10 protein-coding genes are annotated in these 21,789 nt (G+C 46.4%); 8 read left to right on the top strand and 2 right to left on the bottom strand.

Features of this window, described 5'->3' with window-relative positions:
• The first annotated feature begins 197 nt into the window (after window positions 1-197).
• From pdhR to Q4Q49_RS17565, 7 genes are all read left to right on the top strand, one after another.
• On the top strand, window positions 198-950 hold the full coding sequence (gene pdhR / locus Q4Q49_RS17595) for a pyruvate dehydrogenase complex transcriptional repressor PdhR (RefSeq protein WP_311991062.1): 753 nt from the start codon (window positions 198-200) through the stop codon (window positions 948-950).
• 81 nt (window positions 951-1,031) lie between these two features.
• On the top strand, window positions 1,032-3,698 hold the full coding sequence (gene aceE / locus Q4Q49_RS17590; RefSeq protein WP_311999979.1) for a pyruvate dehydrogenase (acetyl-transferring), homodimeric type: 2,667 nt from the start codon (window positions 1,032-1,034) through the stop codon (window positions 3,696-3,698).
• Window positions 3,699-3,710: 12 nt separating this feature from the next.
• Window positions 3,711-5,708, top strand: a complete 1,998-nt coding sequence (gene aceF, locus Q4Q49_RS17585; RefSeq protein WP_107402777.1) for a dihydrolipoyllysine-residue acetyltransferase — start codon at window positions 3,711-3,713, stop codon at window positions 5,706-5,708.
• 147 nt (window positions 5,709-5,855) lie between these two features.
• The gene (gene lpdA, locus Q4Q49_RS17580; RefSeq protein WP_006084361.1) at window positions 5,856-7,283 is read left to right on the top strand and encodes a dihydrolipoyl dehydrogenase; all 1,428 of its coding nucleotides are present in this window, start codon (window positions 5,856-5,858) and stop codon (window positions 7,281-7,283) included.
• Between the two features lie 139 nt (window positions 7,284-7,422).
• Window positions 7,423-11,895, top strand: coding sequence for an EAL domain-containing protein (locus tag Q4Q49_RS17575; protein WP_311999978.1), 4,473 nt, complete (start codon window positions 7,423-7,425; stop codon window positions 11,893-11,895).
• Window positions 11,896-12,192: 297 nt separating this feature from the next.
• Window positions 12,193-14,409 carry a patatin-like phospholipase family protein gene (locus tag Q4Q49_RS17570; RefSeq protein WP_311999977.1) on the top strand — a complete coding sequence of 739 codons (2,217 nt, stop codon included), beginning with the start codon at window positions 12,193-12,195 and terminating at the stop codon, window positions 14,407-14,409.
• A gap of 219 nt (window positions 14,410-14,628) precedes the next feature.
• Window positions 14,629-16,671, top strand: a complete 2,043-nt coding sequence (locus Q4Q49_RS17565) for a M13 family metallopeptidase (protein WP_006084358.1) — start codon at window positions 14,629-14,631, stop codon at window positions 16,669-16,671.
• A gap of 79 nt (window positions 16,672-16,750) precedes the next feature.
• Here Q4Q49_RS17565 and Q4Q49_RS17560 read toward each other — a convergent pair whose 3' ends face one another.
• Together Q4Q49_RS17560 and hxpB are read right to left on the bottom strand one after the other, a co-directional pair.
• Entirely contained in the window at window positions 16,751-17,104 is a 354-nt protein-coding gene (locus tag Q4Q49_RS17560) for a DUF2845 domain-containing protein (protein ID WP_311999975.1), read from the bottom strand.
• Between the two features lie 115 nt (window positions 17,105-17,219).
• Entirely contained in the window at window positions 17,220-17,879 is a 660-nt protein-coding gene (hxpB, locus tag Q4Q49_RS17555; RefSeq protein ID WP_259528619.1) for a hexitol phosphatase HxpB, read from the bottom strand.
• A gap of 434 nt (window positions 17,880-18,313) precedes the next feature.
• Here hxpB and acnB point away from each other — a divergent pair, with 434 nt between their 5' ends.
• Window positions 18,314-20,911 (top strand): bifunctional aconitate hydratase 2/2-methylisocitrate dehydratase, encoded by a 2,598-nt coding sequence (gene acnB, locus Q4Q49_RS17550; RefSeq protein ID WP_311999973.1) that lies wholly within the window; start codon window positions 18,314-18,316, stop codon window positions 20,909-20,911.
• Window positions 20,912-21,789 lie beyond the last annotated feature (878 nt).

Here is a 21,789-nt window from a genome sequence, read left to right as displayed (position 1 = left end):
GCTGAGATAGCTCAGCACTGTCAAATGGTCTGACCCCATAGACATTTTTTTCCGCTATGCTCTCTCTTCGTGAGTGCTTTCGATCGAGATCGCTTTTAAGGAGTGATCTTCAATCTGGACATCAAAACGCTGATTTGATAAAGTGCGCTCACTCAAAAAAATTGGTAAGACCAATTTACAACGGAGCTGAGCGCCTGATGGCCTATAGTAAAATTAATCAGCCAAAAATTTCTGATGTGATCATGGCTCAATTAGAGCAGATGATCTTAGAGGGCAGTTTGCAGCCCGGTCAGAAGTTACCGCCTGAACGCGAACTGGCGATCCAGTTTGAAGTGTCTCGACCTTCTTTGCGTGAAGCTATCCAAAAGCTTGAGGCAAAAGGACTGTTAATGCGCCGCCAAGGCGGTGGTACTTATGTCAAAGAGCAACTCTGGCAGAGCCTTGCCGATCCTATCGTTGAACTTATGAATTCTGATCCAGAGAGTCAATACGACTTGCTGGAGTTTCGTCATGCTACAGAAGGCATGATGGCTTATTTTGCGGCGCTGCGTGGTACTGACGCCGATATGCAAAATATCAAACGTATGATCCTCGAGGTGGAAGCCGCCACCGATATTGAACAACAAGCCGCCGCCATTGTGCGTTTTTATCGTGCCGTTGCCGAAGCGTCACATAACGTGGCTATGTTACACCTCGTTCTCAGTTTAACCCCTGTGCTGCATCAAAATGTGGCGCAAAACTTGGAGCTTTTAAGCCGCCGCGAAGAAGCTTCTACTATGGCTAACGATCACAGACGGGCCTTGCTCGCTGCCATCGTTCGTCGTGATCCCGAAGCCGCCAGAGAAGCCTCGAATGAACACTTAAGTTACATCGAAGAGGTGATGTTATCTGTGCGGGAAGAAGATAGCCGGTTGCAGCGAAGCTTGCGCCGTTTAAAGAGTGGCGCTTAAGTTCTGTAGTTTAGCTGCCTGCTAAATCGGAATATGCCGCAAACACCATTCATTATCATGTATATAGAGAAGGACAGTGTCATGTCTGAAGATATGCTACAAGACGTAGATCCATTAGAGACTCAGGAATGGGTTGATGCCCTGCAAGCCGTGTTGGAACAGGAAGGCCCAGAGCGCGCGCATTTTTTACTAGAGAAGCTGATCGATAAAGCGCGTCGTAATGGCACTCACTTGCCTTACAATGCCACAACGGCTTACTTGAACACTATCCCAGCGGGTCAAGAGCCTCACATGCCTGGCAACCAAGAGATGGAACGTCGCATTCGCGCCATCATCCGTTGGAACGCTTTGGCTATGGTTCTGCGTGGTTCTAAGAAAGATTTAGAGTTGGGCGGCCATATCTCAAGTTTCGCTTCAAGCGCGACTATCTATGACGTATGTTTTAACCACTTCTTCCGTGCACCGAATGAAAAAGACGGTGGCGATCTCGTGTATTTCCAAGGCCATATCGCCCCTGGTATTTATGCGCGTTCATTCCTAGAAGGTCGTTTAAGCGAAGAGCAACTGGCTAACTTCCGTCAAGAAGTGGATGGCAAGGGTCTGTCTTCATACCCACATCCAAAATTGATGCCGGATTACTGGCAGTTCCCAACGGTTTCTATGGGCTTAGGTCCAATCCAAGCCATCTATCAAGCCCGTTTCCTGAAATATCTGACTGACCGTGGTCTGAAAGATTGTTCAGCACAAACTGTTTACTGTTTCTTAGGTGACGGTGAGTGTGACGAGCCAGAAGCCTTAGGCGCGATCGGTTTAGCAGCCCGTGAAGAATTAGATAACTTAGTCTTCATCGTTAACTGTAACTTACAGCGTCTTGATGGCCCTGTACGTGGTAACGGTAAGATCATCCAAGAACTTGAAGGCGAATTCCGCGGCGCAGGCTGGGAAGTTGTTAAAGTGATTTGGGGTCGTTACTGGGATCCATTATTGGCCCGTGACACCAGCGGTAAACTGCTGCAGTTGATGGAAGAAACCGTTGACGGTGAATACCAAAACTGTAAAGCCAAAGGTGGCGCTTATACGCGCGAACACTTCTTTGGTAAGTATCCTGAAACGGCCGAAATGGTTGCTAACATGTCAGATGATGACATTTGGCGCTTAAACCGCGGCGGTCATGATCCAGTTAAAGTTTACGCTGCACTGGAACATGCACAAAAAACCAAAGGCCGTCCAACAGTCATCCTAGCGAAAACCGTTAAAGGTTACGGCTTAGGTGATGCGGGTGAAGGTAAAAACATTGCTCACAACGTGAAGAAGATGGGCGTTGAGTCTATCCGTTACTTCCGCGATCGTTTCAATATCCCGATCCCTGATGACCAGTTAGAAGATCTGCCTTTCTATCATCCTGGTCCAGATTCTGAAGAAGTGAAGTACATGATGAGCCGTCGTGAAGCGCTGCATGGTAGCGTGCCACAACGTCGTCAAAAGTTCACTGAAGAGATGGAAGTGCCGTCACTGAAGATTTTCGATTCGATTTTACAGGGCTCAAACGGCCGTGAAATTTCATCGACTATGGCATTCGTTCGCGTGCTGACAGCATTGCTGAAAGACAAGAAAATTGGCAAAAATATTGTGCCAATTATTCCTGATGAAGCCCGTACTTTCGGTATGGAAGGTCTGTTCCGTCAAGTGGGTATTTATGCTCACGAAGGCCAAAAATACGTACCGCAAGACTCTGACCAAGTGGCTTATTATCGTGAAGATAAAACCGGTCAAGTATTGCAAGAAGGGATTAACGAACTCGGTGCTATGTCTTCATGGGTATCGGCAGCGACAAGCTACTCTGTCAACGATACACCTATGATCCCGTTCTACATCTACTACTCAATGTTCGGTTTCCAACGTATTGGCGACATGGCTTGGGCTGCGGGTGACATGCGTGCGCGTGGTTTCTTAGTCGGTGGTACTTCAGGTCGTACAACGCTTAACGGCGAAGGTCTGCAGCATCAAGATGGTCACAGCCACGTATTGGCGAACACTATCCCTAACTGTATTACTTATGATCCAACTTACGGCTACGAAATCGCCGTTGTGGTACAAGATGGTATCCGTCGTATGTACGGCGAGAATCAAGAAGATATCTTCTACTACTTGACCACGATGAACGAAAACTATGAGCAACCAGCCATGCCAGAAGGCGCGGAAGTGGGCATAGTCAAAGGTATCTATAAGTTAGAAACGGTTGCGGGCTCAGGTAAAGGCAAAGTTCAGTTAATGAGCTGTGGCACTATCCTTGAACAAACCCGTAAAGCGGCGCAAGCACTGGCGAAAGATTTCGGTATCACAGCCGACGTATTTAGCGTAACTAGCTTCAACGAATTGACTCGCGATGGTCAAGCCGCTGAACGTTGGAACATGCTGCACCCAACCGAAACGCCAAAACAAGCCTATATCAGCCAAGTGATTTCAAGTGATGCACCTGCAATCGTCGCGACTGACTATATGAAGATTTACGGCGAACAGTTACGTGCTTATATTCCTACCGATTACAAAGTGTTAGGTACTGACGGTTTCGGTCGTTCAGACAGCCGCGAGAATCTGCGTCACCACTTTGAAGTGGACGCTAAGTTCATCGTTATTGCGGCACTGAAATCACTGGTTGATCGCAAAGAGCTGCCTGTCGATGTGTTAGCAAAAGCCATTAAAGAATATGGTATCGACGCTGACAAGATCAATCCACAGTACGCGTAAGAGGCAATAAAAATGGCTGAATTAAAAGAAGTTTTTGTTCCTGATATCGGCGGCGATGAAGTGCAAGTGATCGAAATCTGTGTGGCTGTGGGTGATACCCTAGCGGCAGAAGAATCGATTCTTACCGTCGAAAGCGACAAGGCGACTATGGATATTCCAGCGCCTTTCGCCGGTGTTTTAGCCGAATTGAAAGTGGCTGTGGGCGATAAAGTATCTGAAGGTACTTTGATTGCTATGATGCAAGCAGCGGGCGCGGCAGCTGCTGCTCCGGCTCCAGTTGCTGCACCCGCTCAGGCGGCACCAGCATCTGCACCAGTTCAAGCGGCTCCTGCCCCTGTGGCTGCTGCTCCTGCGACGGGCGCAACCAAAGTGGTTGAAGTGACTGTGCCTGATATCGGTGGCGACACAGATGTATCGGTTATCGAAGTCCTGGTTGCTGTCGGTGACAAGATTGAAGTGGATAGCGGTTTAATTACCCTAGAAACAGACAAAGCGACCATGGACGTACCATCACCTTTCGCGGGTGTGGTTAAAGACGTTAAAGTCGCAGTTGGCGATAAAGTGTCGCAAGGCTCTTTAGTTATCATGCTTGAAGTGGGCGGCGCTGCACCTGCAGCCGCGCCAACTGTTGCTGCCCAAGCGGCTCCTGCCGCTACGGTAGCGCCAGTGGCCGCAGCACCTGCTGCACCAGCGGCAAGTGTGGTTGCGGTAAAAGAAATTCAAGTGCCGGATATTGGCGATGCCAGCAATGTCGATGTGATCGAAGTGCTCGTGTCTGTCGGTGATGAAATTACTGCAGACCAAGGTTTGATTACCCTTGAAACTGACAAAGCCACCATGGAAGTGCCTGCGCCATTCGCCGGTAAACTGCTGTCTTTGACGGTTAAAGTGGGCGACAAGGTTTCTCAAGGTAGCGTTATTGCAACGATTGAAACTGTCACAGTGGGTGCAGCTCCTGCAGCGGTTGCTCAAGCGGCAGCTCCTGCTCCAGTGAGCGCGGCGCCCGTTGCAGCCCCAACACCTGCAAGCCGTCCTCCAGTACCACACCACCCAAGTGCAGGTACACCTGTGTCTACCGGTGCGGTACATGCGTCTCCTGCGGTACGTCGTTTAGCCCGTGAGTTTGGTGTCGATTTGACCCAAGTGACAGGTTCTGGCCGTAAAGGTCGCATTATGAAAGAAGACGTTCAGGCGTATGTGAAATACGAACTGTCTCGTCCGAAAGCGACTGCGGCAACCTCTGTGGGTTCAGGTAACGGCGGCGGTCTGCAAGTGATTGCAGCACCTAAAGTTGATTTCAGTAAGTTTGGTGAAGTGGAAGAAATTCCATTAAGCCGTATCCAGAAGATTTCTGGCCCTAACTTACACCGCAACTGGGTAACTATCCCTCACGTGACTCAGTTCGATGAAGCTGATATCACTGAAATGGAAGAGTTCCGTAAGCAGCAAAACGATGTAGCGGCGAAGAAAAAAGCCGATTACAAGATCACGCCTTTAGTGTTTATGCTAAAAGCTGTGGCTAAAACGTTGCAACAGTTCCCAGTGTTCAACTCAAGCTTAAGTAGCGATGGCGAATCACTGATCCAGAAGAAGTATTTCCATATCGGTGTGGCGGTTGATACGCCAAACGGTTTGGTTGTGCCAGTCGTGCGTGACGTGGATAAGAAAGGCATTATCGAGTTATCTCGTGAACTGGCTGATATCTCTATCCGTGCCCGTGATGGCAAGCTGAAATCTGCTGACATGCAAGGTAGCTGTTTTACTATTTCAAGTTTAGGTGGCATTGGCGGTACGGCGTTTACGCCTATCGTTAACTACCCAGACGTGGCGATTTTAGGTGTGTCTAAATCTGAAATTAAGCCTAAGTGGAATGGTAAAGAGTTCGAACCTAAATTGATGTTGCCACTGTCGCTGTCATACGATCACCGTGTGATTGATGGTGCTATGGCTGCACGCTTTAGTGTGACGCTGTCAGGAATTCTGTCCGATATTCGTACTTTGGTTCTGTAAGCATATAAGGCTGCTCATCTTGAGTGGCCTTTTGTTTATTGTGATCAGTATCAAACACAGGTTAAAATGCGCCCACCTTACGCGCTGGCGCATTTTCGGTTGGCAGGATAGCTCCTCCAACGGATTGAATGAGAATTAGAGGAAAACATGAGTAACGAAATCAAAACTCAGGTAGTGGTATTAGGTGCAGGTCCTGCAGGTTATTCTGCGGCTTTCCGTGCAGCGGACTTAGGTCTAGAAACCATTATCGTTGAACGTTTTAGCACTTTAGGTGGCGTGTGTCTTAACGTGGGTTGTATCCCATCTAAAGCCCTATTACATGTTGCTAAAGTTATCGAAGAAGCCAAAGCCGTTGCTGCTCACGGTGTGGTTTTCGGCGAGCCAACTATCGATTTAGATAAGTTACGTGGCTTTAAAGAAAAAGTCATTGGCCAATTAACTGGCGGATTGGGCGGTATGTCCAAAATGCGTAAAGTTAACGTGGTTAACGGTTTTGGTAAATTCACTGGCCCTAACACGTTAGAAGTGACTGCTGAAGATGGCACTGTCAAAGTGGTTCAATTCGAGCAAGCTATCATTGCTGCGGGTTCTCGCCCAATCAAACTGCCATTCATTCCGCATGAAGATCCACGTATTTGGGATTCGACTGACGCATTAGAACTGAAAGAAGTTCCTGGCAAGCTGTTAGTGATGGGCGGCGGTATTATCGGCCTAGAAATGGGTACTGTGTACGCTTCTTTAGGCAGTGAAATCGACGTGGTTGAAATGTTCGACCAAGTGATCCCTGCAGCTGATAAAGATGTGGTTCGCGTATTCACTAAGCAAATCAAGAAGAAATTCAACCTGATCCTTGAAACTAAAGTCACAGCGGTAGAAGCCCGTGAAGACGGTATCTATGTTTCTATGGAAGGTAAGAGCGCACCAACTGAAGCTGTCCGTTACGATGCGGTATTAGTAGCAATTGGCCGTGCACCTAATGGTAAGTCGTTAGATGCTGAAAAAGCAGGTGTTAACGTTGATGAGCGTGGCTTTATCAAGGTTGATAAGCAACTGCGTACTAACGTACCGCACATCTATGCAATTGGTGACATCGTTGGTCAACCAATGCTCGCTCACAAAGGCGTGCACGAAGGCCACGTAGCGGCAGAAGTGATCGCTGGCATGAAGCACTACTTCGATCCAAAAGTGATCCCATCAATTGCTTACACTGACCCAGAAGTAGCTTGGGTTGGTTTAACTGAGAAAGAAGCGAAAGAGCAAGGTATTGCTTACGAAACCGCAACTTTCCCATGGGCAGCAAGTGGCCGCGCTATCGCATCTGATGCGAGCGAAGGCATGACTAAGCTGATTTTCGACAAAGACACTCATCGCGTAATCGGTGGTGCGATTGTTGGCGTTAACGGTGGCGAGCTGTTAGGCGAAATCGGTTTAGCGATTGAAATGGGTTGTGATGCTGAAGATTTAGCATTAACCATTCACGCTCACCCAACACTGCACGAATCAGTGGGCTTAGCCGCTGAAATGTACGAAGGTTCTATTACTGATTTGCCAAACCCAAAGGCAAAGAAAAAGTAATTTAGCTGTCGATTAAAAAAGCGCTCATTTGAGCGCTTTTTTATTGCCTGTATTTTTTTGTAACTTTTATGTAAACAAGCGGATGAATTGATAGGATTGAGCTGCTACAGTACAACTATGGTATGAAGTAAGCCGTCACATGCAAACAAAAATAATTAGAACAATTCTGACATGTTTCATCCTTTTACTGACTGGCGTCCACTCGGCTTGGGCGGGCGGCTTTGTGCAGCGAGTGTTTACTGATAGGGATGGTTTAGCGGTCACCAGTATCCGCGGTTTGGCCTTAGATGATTACGGTTTTGTATGGGCCGCGACTGAGCAGGGCTTGTATCGAGTCAGTAATTCTAAGGTGCGGCGTATCGATAAAATCGGCACCGAATCGCGACTGTCAGATGACTTTTTAACCTCAGTAGTAAACATCGACCGTGACAAACTATTGGTCAGCACCAACGCCGCGATTTACCTCTACGATATTGTCCAAAATCAATTTACCGCCTTTGGTTCACCCTATTTATTCCCGCAGTTTCCCGGTGGTGCGCTGGTCTCGGCAGCCCGAAAGAATAGTAAAACATGGCGATTGTTAATTGATAATGGCCAGATATATGAATTCTCCCCTTCAAAGTCCGAACTGCGCCTCATTACTCAGTTGCCGGTTAATCGCGATCTTCCTTGGCGTAAATTGCTGGTCATGCCGAATGGTCAAATGCTGGTCGCGGGAACCTTGCAATTAGAGTTGCTAGAGCAAAATGGCGAGCGGGTATTCCAATACTCTTGGACCGAATCTATGGGCAGTATTCTCGATATGTTAGAGGATTCTCAGCATAGGATCTGGATTGCGACTGGCCGCGGCGTTTATCAATTAGATCAAGTTTCTAGGCAGATTATCCCCGTGCCAGAATTGCCCGATTGGAGCACAGCGATCGTTGAAGATGCGAAAGGATATTTATGGTTTTCCAGTCGTATCGGTTTATTGAAATGGTCGCCCGAAACACGCCAGATTGAAAACTATCAAAAGGAGTTGAAGGTTGAGGCCGACATGGAAACGCTAAAAGCCATGTTGTTTGATGATGCGGGTTTGATGTGGGTCGGAGGTTCAGGCGATGGATTGGCGTTATTGGCGTCGCAGCCTGATTTTATCCTCGACACTTATACCGGCGATGAACCCTATCAATTGAGTGATGCCATGACTTGGTCAGTGCATGCCAGTGATGAAGGCGTTTGGCTAGGTTCTTCCAATTTGGATTTTATTGCTAAAGGCAGTAGTAAGGCATTTAACGTGCCGATTGAGGGATTTAATCCCCATGAAAGCATTTATGATATCAGTGAGTTTGAGGGACATTATTTACTATTATCGACAACTAGCGGTCTCTTTGTTGTCGATAAAGACACTTTGCAAGGCAGCAGTTTTGCTAAGTGGACCCACGGTAATGATGGCTTTAAAAATAAGCTCATTTATAAAACCTACCTCGACCCTAAACTGAAAGGACGCATTTGGATTGCGACCACATCAGGGCTGTATTTTTGGGAAATGGGACTTTACGAACCTCAGCCCTTTGATATTGATAAATCATCGGACAAATTTGATGGCCCCAAGCGACCCGTTATCCGCACGATTTATCGTACGTCTGACGGTCGTCTGTGGGTTAGCGGTAAAAAAGTCTTTGGCTATATCGACAGCCAAAACGAGTTTCATGATCAGCGGCAGTTATTTAACGCCTTTGCGGCACAGCCAACGGTCAGTCATATTGAAGAAATGTCACCTGGGGTGATCTGGTTTGGCTCCTATGAAAAAGGTTTATTCGAATACCATCAGCAAACGGGATCGTTAATTTCACTGACTTCCGAATGGCAATTAAATTGCAGCTCAGTGTTTTTTATTCAAAAAACGCTTAAGTCTAATCTTGTGGGCTGCTCGGATTCTTTGATTCGTCAGGATATTCAAACAGGCAATATCGCAATGTTTAATCAACTCGATGGTTTAATTTCCGATGAGATGAACGAAGGCGCCTATTTTTACTCACCTAAAACAGGCTTTTACTTAGGCACGCCCGAGGGCGTGATGCGACTGGATGTCGATAGGCTGGCTAACCGCATTACCGATGACCATGTGATGCTTGAATCTGTCTCTGTTTACTATAACAACACGACAGAAGTTTCCTTGTTGCCGCGTAACCTGATGACCATTAAACCCGAAGCCAATATGGTTAGTTTTCAAATCACTAACTTAGATTATCTCGATGATTCGCCCATCCAATTTAAATATCGCTTACGTCATCAAGATGAGGAGAGTCGTTATGTGCTGCTTCAGGGGGAGGCGCAGATTAACCTCGCAGGTTTAGCTGCGGGTGGTTATGTATTAGATATTTTGAGTCAGGTGAATGGCATATGGTCAGACAAACCTTTTACCTATCCCTTTTATGTTGAGCAGCATTGGTGGTTATCCCAAGGTTTTAAGGGCATTTTACTGCTGTTATTTTCCATTATTGCTTTAAGTCTTGCTTGGTACCGACAACGTCAGATCAATACCTTTAAACAAATGAATCAGGCATTAACTGAGAGTGATGACAGACTAAGGCAATCTTTACGCGGCAGTGACTCAGATCTCTGGGAATGGCATAAGAATACGCAGGCATTTCACCTCGATAATCGCGGTTCTGTGCTTGGTACCCATGCCAATGAGATTGTGGTGAGTTTAGAGGATTTGCCCGTGCATCCACAGGATAGGGAAAAAGTGATCGATCAGTGGAATAGCATGATATCGGGGGAGAACGATAGATTCGAAGCCGAATATCGTTATCAGCGCAAGGAGGGTAATTGGGGCTGGTTAAGGGTAAAAGGGCGACCCGTTGCGCGTAATAAACACTCCAATGAGGTTGAGCGGGTCGCGGGTATTTATAGTGATATTACCGTGCAACGCCAGTTAGAAGATGAAGTGAATTTGCTGGCAAAAGCCTTTGGTAACACCTCTGAAGGTGTACTGATTTTAGATGTCGAAGGCAGTATTCGCGTGGCGAATTACGCTGCACAACAAATTATCGGCATCGATTCTGCTGATTTAGTTGGCCAATCTTTTACCCAATTTGTACAGATGAATGACGGTTTAGCATCGGAAATCAAGCAACTCCTCAGTGATAGCCAGTCTTGGACGGGCGAGCGTGAGTTAATCAACGCCAGTCAGCAACCTTGCCCTGTATGGCTAAACGTATCTGTGATGCAAAGTGCCAATGGGAAAGTGACCCATTATGTGGTGGTATTCTCGGATATTACCGAACGTAAACGAACCGAAGCCGATTTACGCCGCCTAGCCAATTACGATGTACTTACGGGATTGCCAAACCGCTCCTTATTTTCTAGTCGCCTATTACAGTCTATTCAGGCCGCGCAGCAAACGGGCGAGAAATTGGCGCTATTGTTCTTGGATCTCGATAGATTTAAGCATGTTAATGACTCCTATGGTCATAGCATGGGCGATGCCTTACTGGTCGAAGCCTCAAGCCGACTACAGTCCTGTGTTGCTAGCGAGCATATGCTCTGCCGTTTTGGCGGCGATGAATTTGTGATTTTACTCAGAAATGCCAACAGCATTGATGATATCAACCACATTGCCGAGCGGCTGCTGGAACAAATCGTGGCGCCTTTTAAGTTATATGGCCGTGAGTTTTATATTTCGACCAGCATTGGCATCAGTATTTGGCCCGATGATGCGGTGCAGCCCGAGGCCTTTATCAAGAATGCCGATCTTGCTATGTATCACGCCAAAGAAGAAGGACGGGGGAATTTCCAATATTATTCCTCTGAGCGTAATGCCCAAGCCCTCTATCATTTACGGCTTGAGGCCGATTTACGTAAAGCCATAGAGCGGCAAGAGTTCGAGCTTTATTACCAGCCGCAAATTGATATTTTGCGTAACGATAAGCTCATAGGAATGGAAGCATTAATTCGCTGGAAACATCCGCAGGATGGTTTTATTCGTCCCGATATTTTCATCAAAGTCGCCGAGGCCTGCGGTTTAATTGTCGATATTGACCGCTGGGTGTTAAGGCAAGCCTGTGTGCAGGGAGCATATTGGGTAAAGCGTTATGGCGCTACCTTTAAGTTGTCGGTTAATATTTCGGCGGTGCATTTCAGACAGCCAGATTTTATTGAAGACATACAAAGCATTCTGCATGAAACCCAAATGCCGACAGCGTCTTTAGGCTTAGAAATCACTGAAGGCGTATTGATGAAAGAGCTGCACGTCGCTAAAGATCATCTCTCGCGATTGAAATCCTTGGGGATTGAAGTTGCTATTGATGACTTTGGGACGGGTTATTCTTCTCTGGCTTATTTACGCCATTTTGAGGTGAATACCTTAAAAATCGATCGCTCCTTCTTGATTGATATCGCCACCAATAAGGCCGATCAGGCGATTGTGAGCAGTATTATTGAATTAGCCCGTAACCTTAAATTAAATGTGGTTGCCGAAGGGATTGAGACGGTTGAGCAGTTAGAGCAAGTATTTAGCCGCGGCTGTTATATTATTCAAGGGTATTATTTTGCTAAGCCTATGTGCGTGGCTGATTTTGAACGCTATTTAGAAACAGATAACAGAATCGTTGCTATTGAGCATTAAGTAAGATCATATAGCCTATTATCGGCTCGTTTATGTTTGATCATGCGTCCTTGATATTTGTATTGGCGATAGGCCATACGAGCAAGATATAAACCAGCGTCCTTAAAATTTAAATGACAAAATATTCAGCTATGATTGATATTTTGTTTCGTCATTTATTCAATTAAACTGCATCTGTTTGTGTAAATAGTACACAGTCTTATCACTAGTCGGTCCAGATAAAATATGACTGACGGTTAAATCGATAAGTTTGGTAATATAACTCGGATTTTTATCCCATAAAAAAGTAACCTCACCATGATGCGTCAACTACTCGCTTCTATTATTTTGTGTTTGTGCATGACTCCGTCGATGGCGGCAGAGCGCCTTAAAATTGGTGTCGTACTCAGTGGCGGCGGTGCTAAAGGCGCTGCCCATGTGGGGGTGCTCAAAATATTAGAAGAACATAACATCCCAGTCGATTACATCGCGGGCACCAGTATCGGTGCCTATGTCGCAGGCATGTACTCCTTGGGTTACAGCGCCAGCGAAGTCGAAGCGATCATGATGGGCGTTGATTGGGACAGTGGCTACTCGGATACTATCCCGCGCAATATTTTGAGTTATAGGGATAAACAGTTACGCGATCGATACAACATTCCGCTGAACATTGGTTATAACGAAGGCCAAGTAAGGGCGCCAAGTGGGTTGCTGCGTGGTCAGACTATGTCGCAGCTTCTACGTCAGTCTACCGATCTAGTACAGCAATTTGGTAATTTCGATGATTTAGCCATTCCCTACCGTGCAGTGGCGACCGATTTAGAAACTAGCTTACCTGTGGTGATCAGTCACGGCAGCATGGTCAAAGCCATGCAAGCCTCTGCGACGGTTCCCGGTGCGCTGCAGCCCGCTCAAATTGAAGGTAAGTTATTGGTCGATGGCGGTATTGCCAACAATATGCCTGTCGATGTCGTTAAGGCCATGGGCGCCGATATTATTATTGCCGTCGATATTGGTTCACCTCTGGTCAAAAAAGATAAATTAGACAGCACTATTGCCGTGCTCGATCAGCTCTCCAACTTTTTAACCAATGCCAGCACCGAAAAACAAAAACTGCTGCTGACTGATAAAGACGTGTTGATCCGTCCCGCGATCGACGCCCTCAGCACCACTGATTTCACTATCATGCCCTTGGCATTAACGCTCGGCAAAGAAGCCGCTAATGGACAGCTTGATAAGCTGAGCAGCATGAGCGTGAGCCCTGAGGAATATGCCGCCTATGTCGAGGCCAAAAAAGCCAAAGGTAAGTTGTTAATGGCGGATGTGCGTCATTCTGTTAATGAAATTGTCTTCGATAACCAATCTAAGGTGAGTCTGAATCTCTTAACGGAAACCTTGAACATTAAGCCTGGGCAAGCTGTGTCTAAGGACGAGCTCAATGAGGCGTTAAAGCGTATTTACTCCCTCAATAAGTTTGAGCGTGTCGATGCTGAGTTTGTCGAGGGTGAAGACGGCCGCGTACTGACTGTGACCACTAAAGCTAAGTCTTGGGGGCCAAATTATTTCCAATTGGGCTTTAACTGGGAGGATGATTTTAACTCTGAATCTGCCATCAGTTTTGACATGGCCTATACCATGACGGATTTGACCTTCAATGGCGGCGAGTGGCGCAATGAAATCAAACTCGGTATGGAAAAGTTGTTTGCGACTGAGTTCTATCAGCCCTTAGATAGAGACCAACAATTCTTTAGCCGCGCTCGTTATCAATACGATACCCGTAATTGGGACTTATACGATAATAACAATCGTCTGCTAACCTTCGACAAGAAAACCCACACCATAGAACTGGGTATCGGCTACAACTACACCTCACAGGGCACGATTGAACTGGGTTTAGTGGCGGAGAAGGGCGCGATAATTAATGATGCCTGGCTGTTACGGGACTTGGATTTTAGCTCCTATGGGGCTTACTTTAGATTCGGCTACGACAGCTTAGACAGTATTAGTTTCCCGACATCGGGTAATCGCGTGACCTTAAACGTCTATGTGCGCAATGAAGATTTCGATGACATTATCGACGATAACCAAAACGAATACAGTGTGCAGATAGAGGCCGACTGGAAGGGCGCCTTGAGTGTCGGCAATCATGCTTTTGTGGGTAAGGCATCGATTTCAACCAACGATAATGATGGGATGAATACACTGCATCTATCTGAACTGGGTGGATTTTTAAATCTATCTGGCTACCATAAAGACTCACTGACTGGGGCGCATAAAGTCTTTGGCGCCTTTGTTTATCAATATGATCTCGGGCGTGATGCGCTCGGAATGACAGATTATCCTTTGTATCTAGGTTGGAGTTTGGAAGCGGGCAATGTCTGGGATGAACGCTCTGAAGTCACGCTCACCGATTTGATTTATGCATCGAGTCTCTACATTGGTACTGATACTTCCATGGGACCTGCGGCAATCGGCTTTGGGATCACAGATCTTGGCGATAAGTCCTTCTATTTATTTGTGGGTAAAAACTTCTAGCGAGTGATGCGTGTGAAGATCTTAAGGGCATGACTGAGGTTGTGCCCTTACTTTTTGTGCGATGAAAATCCTAAACGACTTTGATGTCATCTTATCTAAATCAGTTCGCGCGTCGCTAAAGTGTCATATCCTTTTACAAAATCTTGCTACTGTGGGGCGTAGCAAGATGCTAAGGTTTTGCGGGAAAAATAATAACTCTTAAGGAAGCTGGGGAAAACAATGAAGAAGATAAGCACACTGGCACTGGGTATCGCCCTGAGTTTAGGTTTAGCCGCTTGTAGTACTGAGCCTAAAACTGAAGTCGCCGCGGTTTCTGGCATTGAATTGCAAAACTTTGATGCCTCAGTTCGCCATCAAGACGATTTCTATTATAGCGTTAACGGTAAATGGTTGGCGAATACGCCTATACCTGCCGACAAGTCTAACTACGGCGCATTTTCTGTGCTGTACGATCAAAGCCAAGATGCATTGAAAAAGATAATCGATGAAGCGGCTGCTAAAAAGAATCCCGCGGCAGGTTCGAATGAGCAGAAGATTGGTGATTTCAATGCCAGCTTTATGAATACCGATTTGCTTGAAACCTTAGGCGTTACTCCGCTTAAGCCATTGCTGGCCGATATCGCTGGCGCAAAAACACACGCTGATTTACCTGCCGTTATGGGTAAATTACTGACGACTGGCTCTGGTATTCCCTTTGGTTTTTACGTCAATAATGACGCTAAAAACTCAACCCAGTACGCCGTGTATTTAAGCCAGTCGGGCCTTACGCTGCCAGACCGCGATTATTACCTGAAAGATGATCCTAAGTTTGCCGCTAATCGCCAAGCCATGGCCAAGTATGTGACAGACATACTGACCGAAGCGGGTTACAAGGACGCTAAACGCGCGGCTAAAAACGTTGCCGATATTGAAATGATGATCGCCAAAAGTCAGTGGAGCCGAGTGGAATCCCGCGACGCCAATAAGGCTTATAACAAGTTAGATCGCGCTGAACTGCAAAAGTTAACGGGTCAATTTGATTTCAATGCCTTCGCGACCAGCGCAGGTTTAGGCGACAAAGTCACTGACATCATAGTGCGCCAACCTTCTTACTTCGAAAAACTCGGTGCAGGTTTCGAGACATTCCCAGTATCGGCTTGGCAGGATTATCTCGCGTTCCACTTAGTAGATAGCTACGCCGAGTTACTGAGCAAAAACTTTGTTGATTTGAACTTCGCCTTTAAGAGCAAAACCTTAATGGGTATCGAAGAGCAACAACCACGCTGGAAAAAAGCCGTTGATGGCGCTGACCAAGTGATTGGTGAGTTAGTGGGCGAAGAGTACGTTAAGCAATACTTCAAGCCAGAAGCTAAAGCGCGTATGGAAACTATGATCAAAAACTTGATCAAAGGTTTTGAGGTCAGCATCAATGAACTTGAGTGGATGACGCCAGAAACCAAAGTCGCCGCCCAAGAAAAACTGGCTAAGTTTACCTATAAAATCGGTTATCCAGATAAGTGGAAAGATTACTCAGGTTTAGATATCAAGGCTGACGAGTTAGTGGGTAACTATATGCGTTACGCTCAGTTTGAATATCAAGATATGATCAACAAGCTTGGCAAGCCAATCGATCGTACCGAATGGGGCATGACGCCACAAACGGTAAACGCTTATTACAGCCCAGTGAAAAACGAAATCGTATTCCCAGCTGCGATTCTGCAACCACCATTCTTCAATATGGATGCCGATGATGCAGTGAACTACGGTGGTATTGGTGCAGTGATCGGCCATGAAATCAGCCATGGTTTCGATGACCAAGGCGCTAAGTACGATGGCGACGGTAACCTGCGTGATTGGTGGTCAGATAAAGACCGCGAAGAATTCCAAAAACGCGGTAAACAACTGTCAGCGCAATACTCAGGTTATGAAGCACTGCCCGGCAAGTTTGTTAACGGTGATCTGACCTTAGGGGAAAACATCGGCGACTTAGGCGGTTTAACCGTAGCGGCACGCTCGTATCTAATGAGCCTTAACGGCAAACCCGCGCCAGTGCTTGATGGATTAACGGGTGAGCAACGCTTCTTTGTGGGCTGGTCGCAAGTATGGCGTCGTAACTACCGTGATGAAGAGCTGAGCCGTCGTTTGCTGACAGATCCGCATTCACCGAGTCACTACCGCGCTATGGGTACGCCGCGTAACGTGGAAGCCTTCTATAAAGCCTTCGAGATGAAAGAAGGCGATAAAATGTATTTAACACCAGATGAACGTGTAAAGATTTGGTAATACATTCAGTTGATTGAAACAAGAAAGCCAGACAATGTCTGGCTTTTTTATTGACGACCATAATCTAGGATGCTGCTGATTAATGTCCGTAACCTAAGGATTCAATTTTTGTGACTTTATTGTCCGTGGCATAAAGCCGGCGCATTAAGCGTGTTGGTCCAAAGTCATAGGTCCATTCTTGATACTCAGTCGGCAACTTGCTGGGATCGATCACTCGGTCGCCATCTGAGTTGAGATAAGTCGCTGGCAGACTGTACTCACGAATATCACTGGGCGAACCGCACTTCTCCAGCACAGCGGTTAAGGTATCGCCAGTGTTGACCACTTGTTGCTTGCAGTGCATGGCACCACCCGCATTAGCGGACAAGCTGACGGACATGAGTATTAAGCCCATGGGTAATAATACGGGTGATAATAAAGACAGGTACTTCATTGGCTCCCCTCTCGTGCATACAGCATTCTGCTATTCATCTATCTGGTAAAAACTCATTATCCATATAGCTAAAACTAAGCTTATCCGCCCAGCAGAGACTAGGCGTGTTATGGCGTTATTGAGCTAAGAGTGTCGGCAAGGCCAATAAGTTCTCAGCCTGATGGTGGGCGATAACCCACTTAGCATCGCCTCTTTGCTCTGGCGCGGGGATCGCAAGCGTTTGCATATTGGCCGCTCGGGCTGCAATTAAGCCATTAAAAGAATCTTCGATCGCAAGACAATAGCGGGGATCGACATCTAACGCCTTAGCACAATTCAAATACACTTCAGGGTGGGGCTTGCCGTAGGTGAGGCCCTCGGCAGATTGCACCGCCATAAATTTATCGCTGAGCCCTAACTTAGAGAGCACCGCCTCGATAATAGTGTAAAACGAAGAGGTGGCTAAGCCGATTTTAAGACCCAGTGCTTGGCAGTGATCAATCGCTTCGTGAACGCCCAGCATAGCTTCGCCGCTAACCAGAATTTCACTGGCGACCTTATCGACAATCGCTTGGCTGACCTTGGCATTATCGTAGTGAGGCCAAGGAGCTTTGTGGTACCAATAATCGACGCACTGATCGATACGTAAACCTGTGGTTTGTTGAATCGTTTCTATGGTCACGGGTACGCCAAGTGCGGATAACACTTCATACTCGACCTGCTGCCATAGGGGTTCTGAATCGATTAAAACGCCATCCATATCAAAAATAACGGCTTGAATGCTAAGGGATGTCATTGGTACTCCGATGGACTGGGGAAATAACTGAGATATGCAGTAAATTAAGCCTGAGTGTAAGTTCTCGCACCGCATCTTAAAAGCCAAAATGCCGCAAGATGAGAAAAATTTACACATATTTGATCTAGGGCGCTGAAAATTGCCTGTTCGATTTAAAATTAATAAAATATTGTTAACTATTTGTAGTGTATGGTTTTTTGTCTGTTTTCAAACTATTGTCTAATTTCACTTGTTTTAATATTCCCGTAAGTTGGCATTCGCCGCCGGATTTAGTCCTTATTTCGCTTTTTGCCGAGTGTGACCTGATTCATACTTTTGCAAAGCTGTAGTATACTGCAGGCCGGAAATACGGGTCGATCATGTCGGACTGTCAGCTTCAATTAAGAAGACGTGCAGTTTCGTTGTTAGAGCGCCAAACAAAGAGGAATGTTGCCGTGCTAGAAGCATATCGTAAACACGTCGCAGAACGTGCTGCAGAGGGCGTAGTCCCTAAGCCATTAGATGCACATCAAGTGGCTGAACTGGTTAAGTTAGTTCAAAATCCACCCGCAGGTGAAGAGGCTTTCGTTCTCGACCTGCTTGAAAATCGAATTCCCCCAGGTGTTGATGAAGCCGCTTATGTTAAAGCTGCTTTCTTAGATGCGGTTGCCAAAGGCACTGAAAAATCACCGATTCTATCTGCTGAGCGTGCTACTGAGTTGTTAGGCACAATGCAAGGCGGCTACAACATCGAACCTCTGATCGCGCAGCTGGATAACCCAGCGTTAGCACCTTTAGCTGTTAAAGCCTTATCTCACACTTTGCTGATGTTCGATTCTTTCCACGATGTGGTTGAGAAGATGGAAGCGGGCAATGAGTTTGCTAAGCAAGTAGTTGAAGCATGGGCAAATGCAGATTGGTATTTAAGCCGTCCCAAACTGGCCGACAAAGTCACTCTGACAGTATTTAAAGTTTCTGGTGAAACCAACACCGATGACTTGTCGCCAGCACCCGATGCATGGTCACGTCCTGATATCCCATTGCACGCGTTAGCTATGTTGAAAAACGCCCGTGATGGTATCGAGCCTGACGTTGCTGGCGCCGTTGGCCCAGTGAAAAAAATCGAAGCGTTAAAAGCACAAGGTTTCCCATTAGTGTATGTGGGTGACGTTGTCGGTACGGGTTCATCACGTAAATCTGCGACTAACTCAGTACTGTGGTTTATGGGCGATGACATTCCATTTGTCCCTAACAAGCGCGCTGGCGGTTTCTGCCTTGGCGGTAAAATTGCACCGATTTTCTTCAACACTATGGAAGATGCGGGCGCACTGCCAATCGAGCTTGACGTAAACAAAATGGAAATGGGCGATGTGATTGACATCTACCCATACGCCGGTGTGGTTAAGCGTCACGACAGCGACGAAGTGATTTCAGAATTCAGCTTAAAAACTGAAGTGCTGTTAGACGAGGTTCGTGCTGGTGGTCGTATTCCACTGATCATTGGTCGTGGTTTAACTGACAAAGCCCGTGAAGTATTAGGTTTAGGCGTATCTGACGTATTCGTGCGTTCACAAGACGTGGCTGATACGGGTAAAGGTTATACGCTTGCACAGAAAATGGTTGGTAAAGCATGCGGCGTAGCTGGCGTGCGTCCTGGCCAATACTGCGAACCTAAGATGACCTCCGTTGGTTCACAAGATACCACTGGTCCTATGACCCGTGACGAGCTGAAAGATTTAGCTTGTTTAGGTTTCAGTGCTGATTTGACTATGCAGTCATTCTGTCACACTGCGGCTTATCCAAAGCCTGTTGATGTGAACACACATCATACTCTGCCAGATTTCATCATGAACCGCGGCGGTGTATCACTGCGTCCAGGCGATGGTGTTATCCACTCATGGTTAAACCGTATGCTGCTGCCAGATACCGTTGGTACGGGTGGTGACTCACATACGCGTTTCCCAATCGGTATTTCATTCCCAGCAGGTTCTGGCTTAGTGGCGTTTGCTGCGGCGACTGGTGTTATGCCGCTCGACATGCCGGAATCAGTATTAGTGCGCTTCAAGGGCAAAATGCAACCCGGTATCACACTGCGTGATCTGGTACATGCTATCCCATTAAAAGCCATTGAACTGGGCATGCTGACCGTTGAGAAGAAAGGTAAAGTCAACATCTTCTCTGGTCGCGTACTGGAAATCGAAGGTCTTGAAACCTTGAAAGTTGAACAAGCTTTCGAACTGTCTGATGCTTCAGCTGAGCGCTCTGCTGCCGGTTGTACTATCAAGTTAGACAAAGAACCTATCATCGAATACCTGAACTCAAACATCATCATGCTGAAGTGGATGATCGCTGAAGGTTACGGCGATCGTCGTACCATTGAACGTCGTATCAAAGGTATGGAAGAGTGGTTAGCGAATCCTGAACTGATGAGCGCCGATAAAGATGCTGAGTACGCTGCGGTAATCGAAATCGATTTGAACGACATCAAAGAGCCAATCCTGTGTGCGCCGAACGATCCTGATGATGCCGTTCTGCTGTCATCTGTTGCGCAAACTAAGATTGACGAAGTGTTCGTTGGTTCTTGTATGACCAACATAGGTCACTTCCGCGCAACCGGTAAGATGCTAGATAAGTTTGCTAAAACTCTGCCAACCCGTCTGTGGATTGCACCACCGACTAAGATGGATAGAGATCAGTTGACTGAAGAAGGTTACTATGCGATTTTCGGTCGTGTAGGTGCGCGTATCGAGATCCCAGGTTGTTCACTGTGTATGGGTAACCAAGCACGTGTGGCTGAAGGTTCGACTGTGGTATCGACGTCGACTCGTAACTTCCCTAACCGTTTAGGTACAGGTGCTAATGTATACTTAGCCTCTGCTGAACTGGCTGCGGTAGCTGCACTGTTAGGTCGTCTGCCATCACCTGAAGAATATCAAGAATACGCAAAAGAGTTAGACGCCACTGCGGCTGACACTTACCGTTACTTGAACTTCGATCAAATCGAGTCTTATACTAAGAAAGCCTCTGAAGTGATCTTCCAGTCAGCCGTATAATCGATTACCGTTAAGCTAACTTGATGTCAAAAGCCAGCGTAAGCTGGCTTTTTTGTGGGTAAATTTCTCTCTGCGCATACGCATATATGTACAAATAGCTCATCTAAATAGTGATGCTTCGTCTCTTCCATATAACAGGCTAGGATTCCATAAATAACGAAGCATTAATAAATAAGCATAAATAGCCAAGTACATCTGTCTTTAGGTTGTTCACTAAAGGCGCTATCCCAATCAGTGTCCGGCTTCACCTCACTGAATCTAGTTTTTGAAAGACTGAACCCTTCTATTTTCATATTTACCAACAGATCATTCCATGGGCTTTTGCTATGAAAAATGCAGAGTAAAGGCATTGTTTTGACTAAAATGTGGATAACTTTGGGGGTAAGTGGTGGGTATGGTGTGGTTAGATTAGATAATTAGAATTAACTGCAAATTTCCTTAAAATAGGGGTTGCACAAAATCTCCTGCTCCCTATAATGCGCATCCACTGACACGGCAGACAGCGAAAGCCAGCTGACGAGTTAGGTTGAATTGAGTCGCTTTTAAGCATTTAATTCAAGCACGGCAAGAAGTTGAAAAATACTCCTTGACGCGAAACGGGAAATGCGTAGAATACGCAGCCCTAGCCAACTGGAAGCGTTCGGCGCTCAGTGTGGTACTCAAGTTCTATTACGAATATTGAGTTGCTCTTTAACAAGATAAAACAAGAAATCTGTGTGGACACTCACAGGTGTTGAGTTAATCGAAACTGCTTAACCTTAGGGTTGGCAGTCAAAGAATTAAATCAATGATGAAGAGTGTTCATAGCAATATGTACATAATTTTGGTTTCGCTTTTTTCTCTTTATGAAGAGAGGGCAAAAACAAATGACAGAATTC

The sequence above is a fragment of the Shewanella sp. SP1S1-7 genome (assembly GCF_031932105.1).
Taxonomy (GTDB): Bacteria; Pseudomonadota; Gammaproteobacteria; order Enterobacterales; family Shewanellaceae; genus Shewanella; species Shewanella baltica.
Note: the sequence above shows the minus strand (reverse complement) of the source record. Positions and strands in the feature narration are given on the sequence as shown.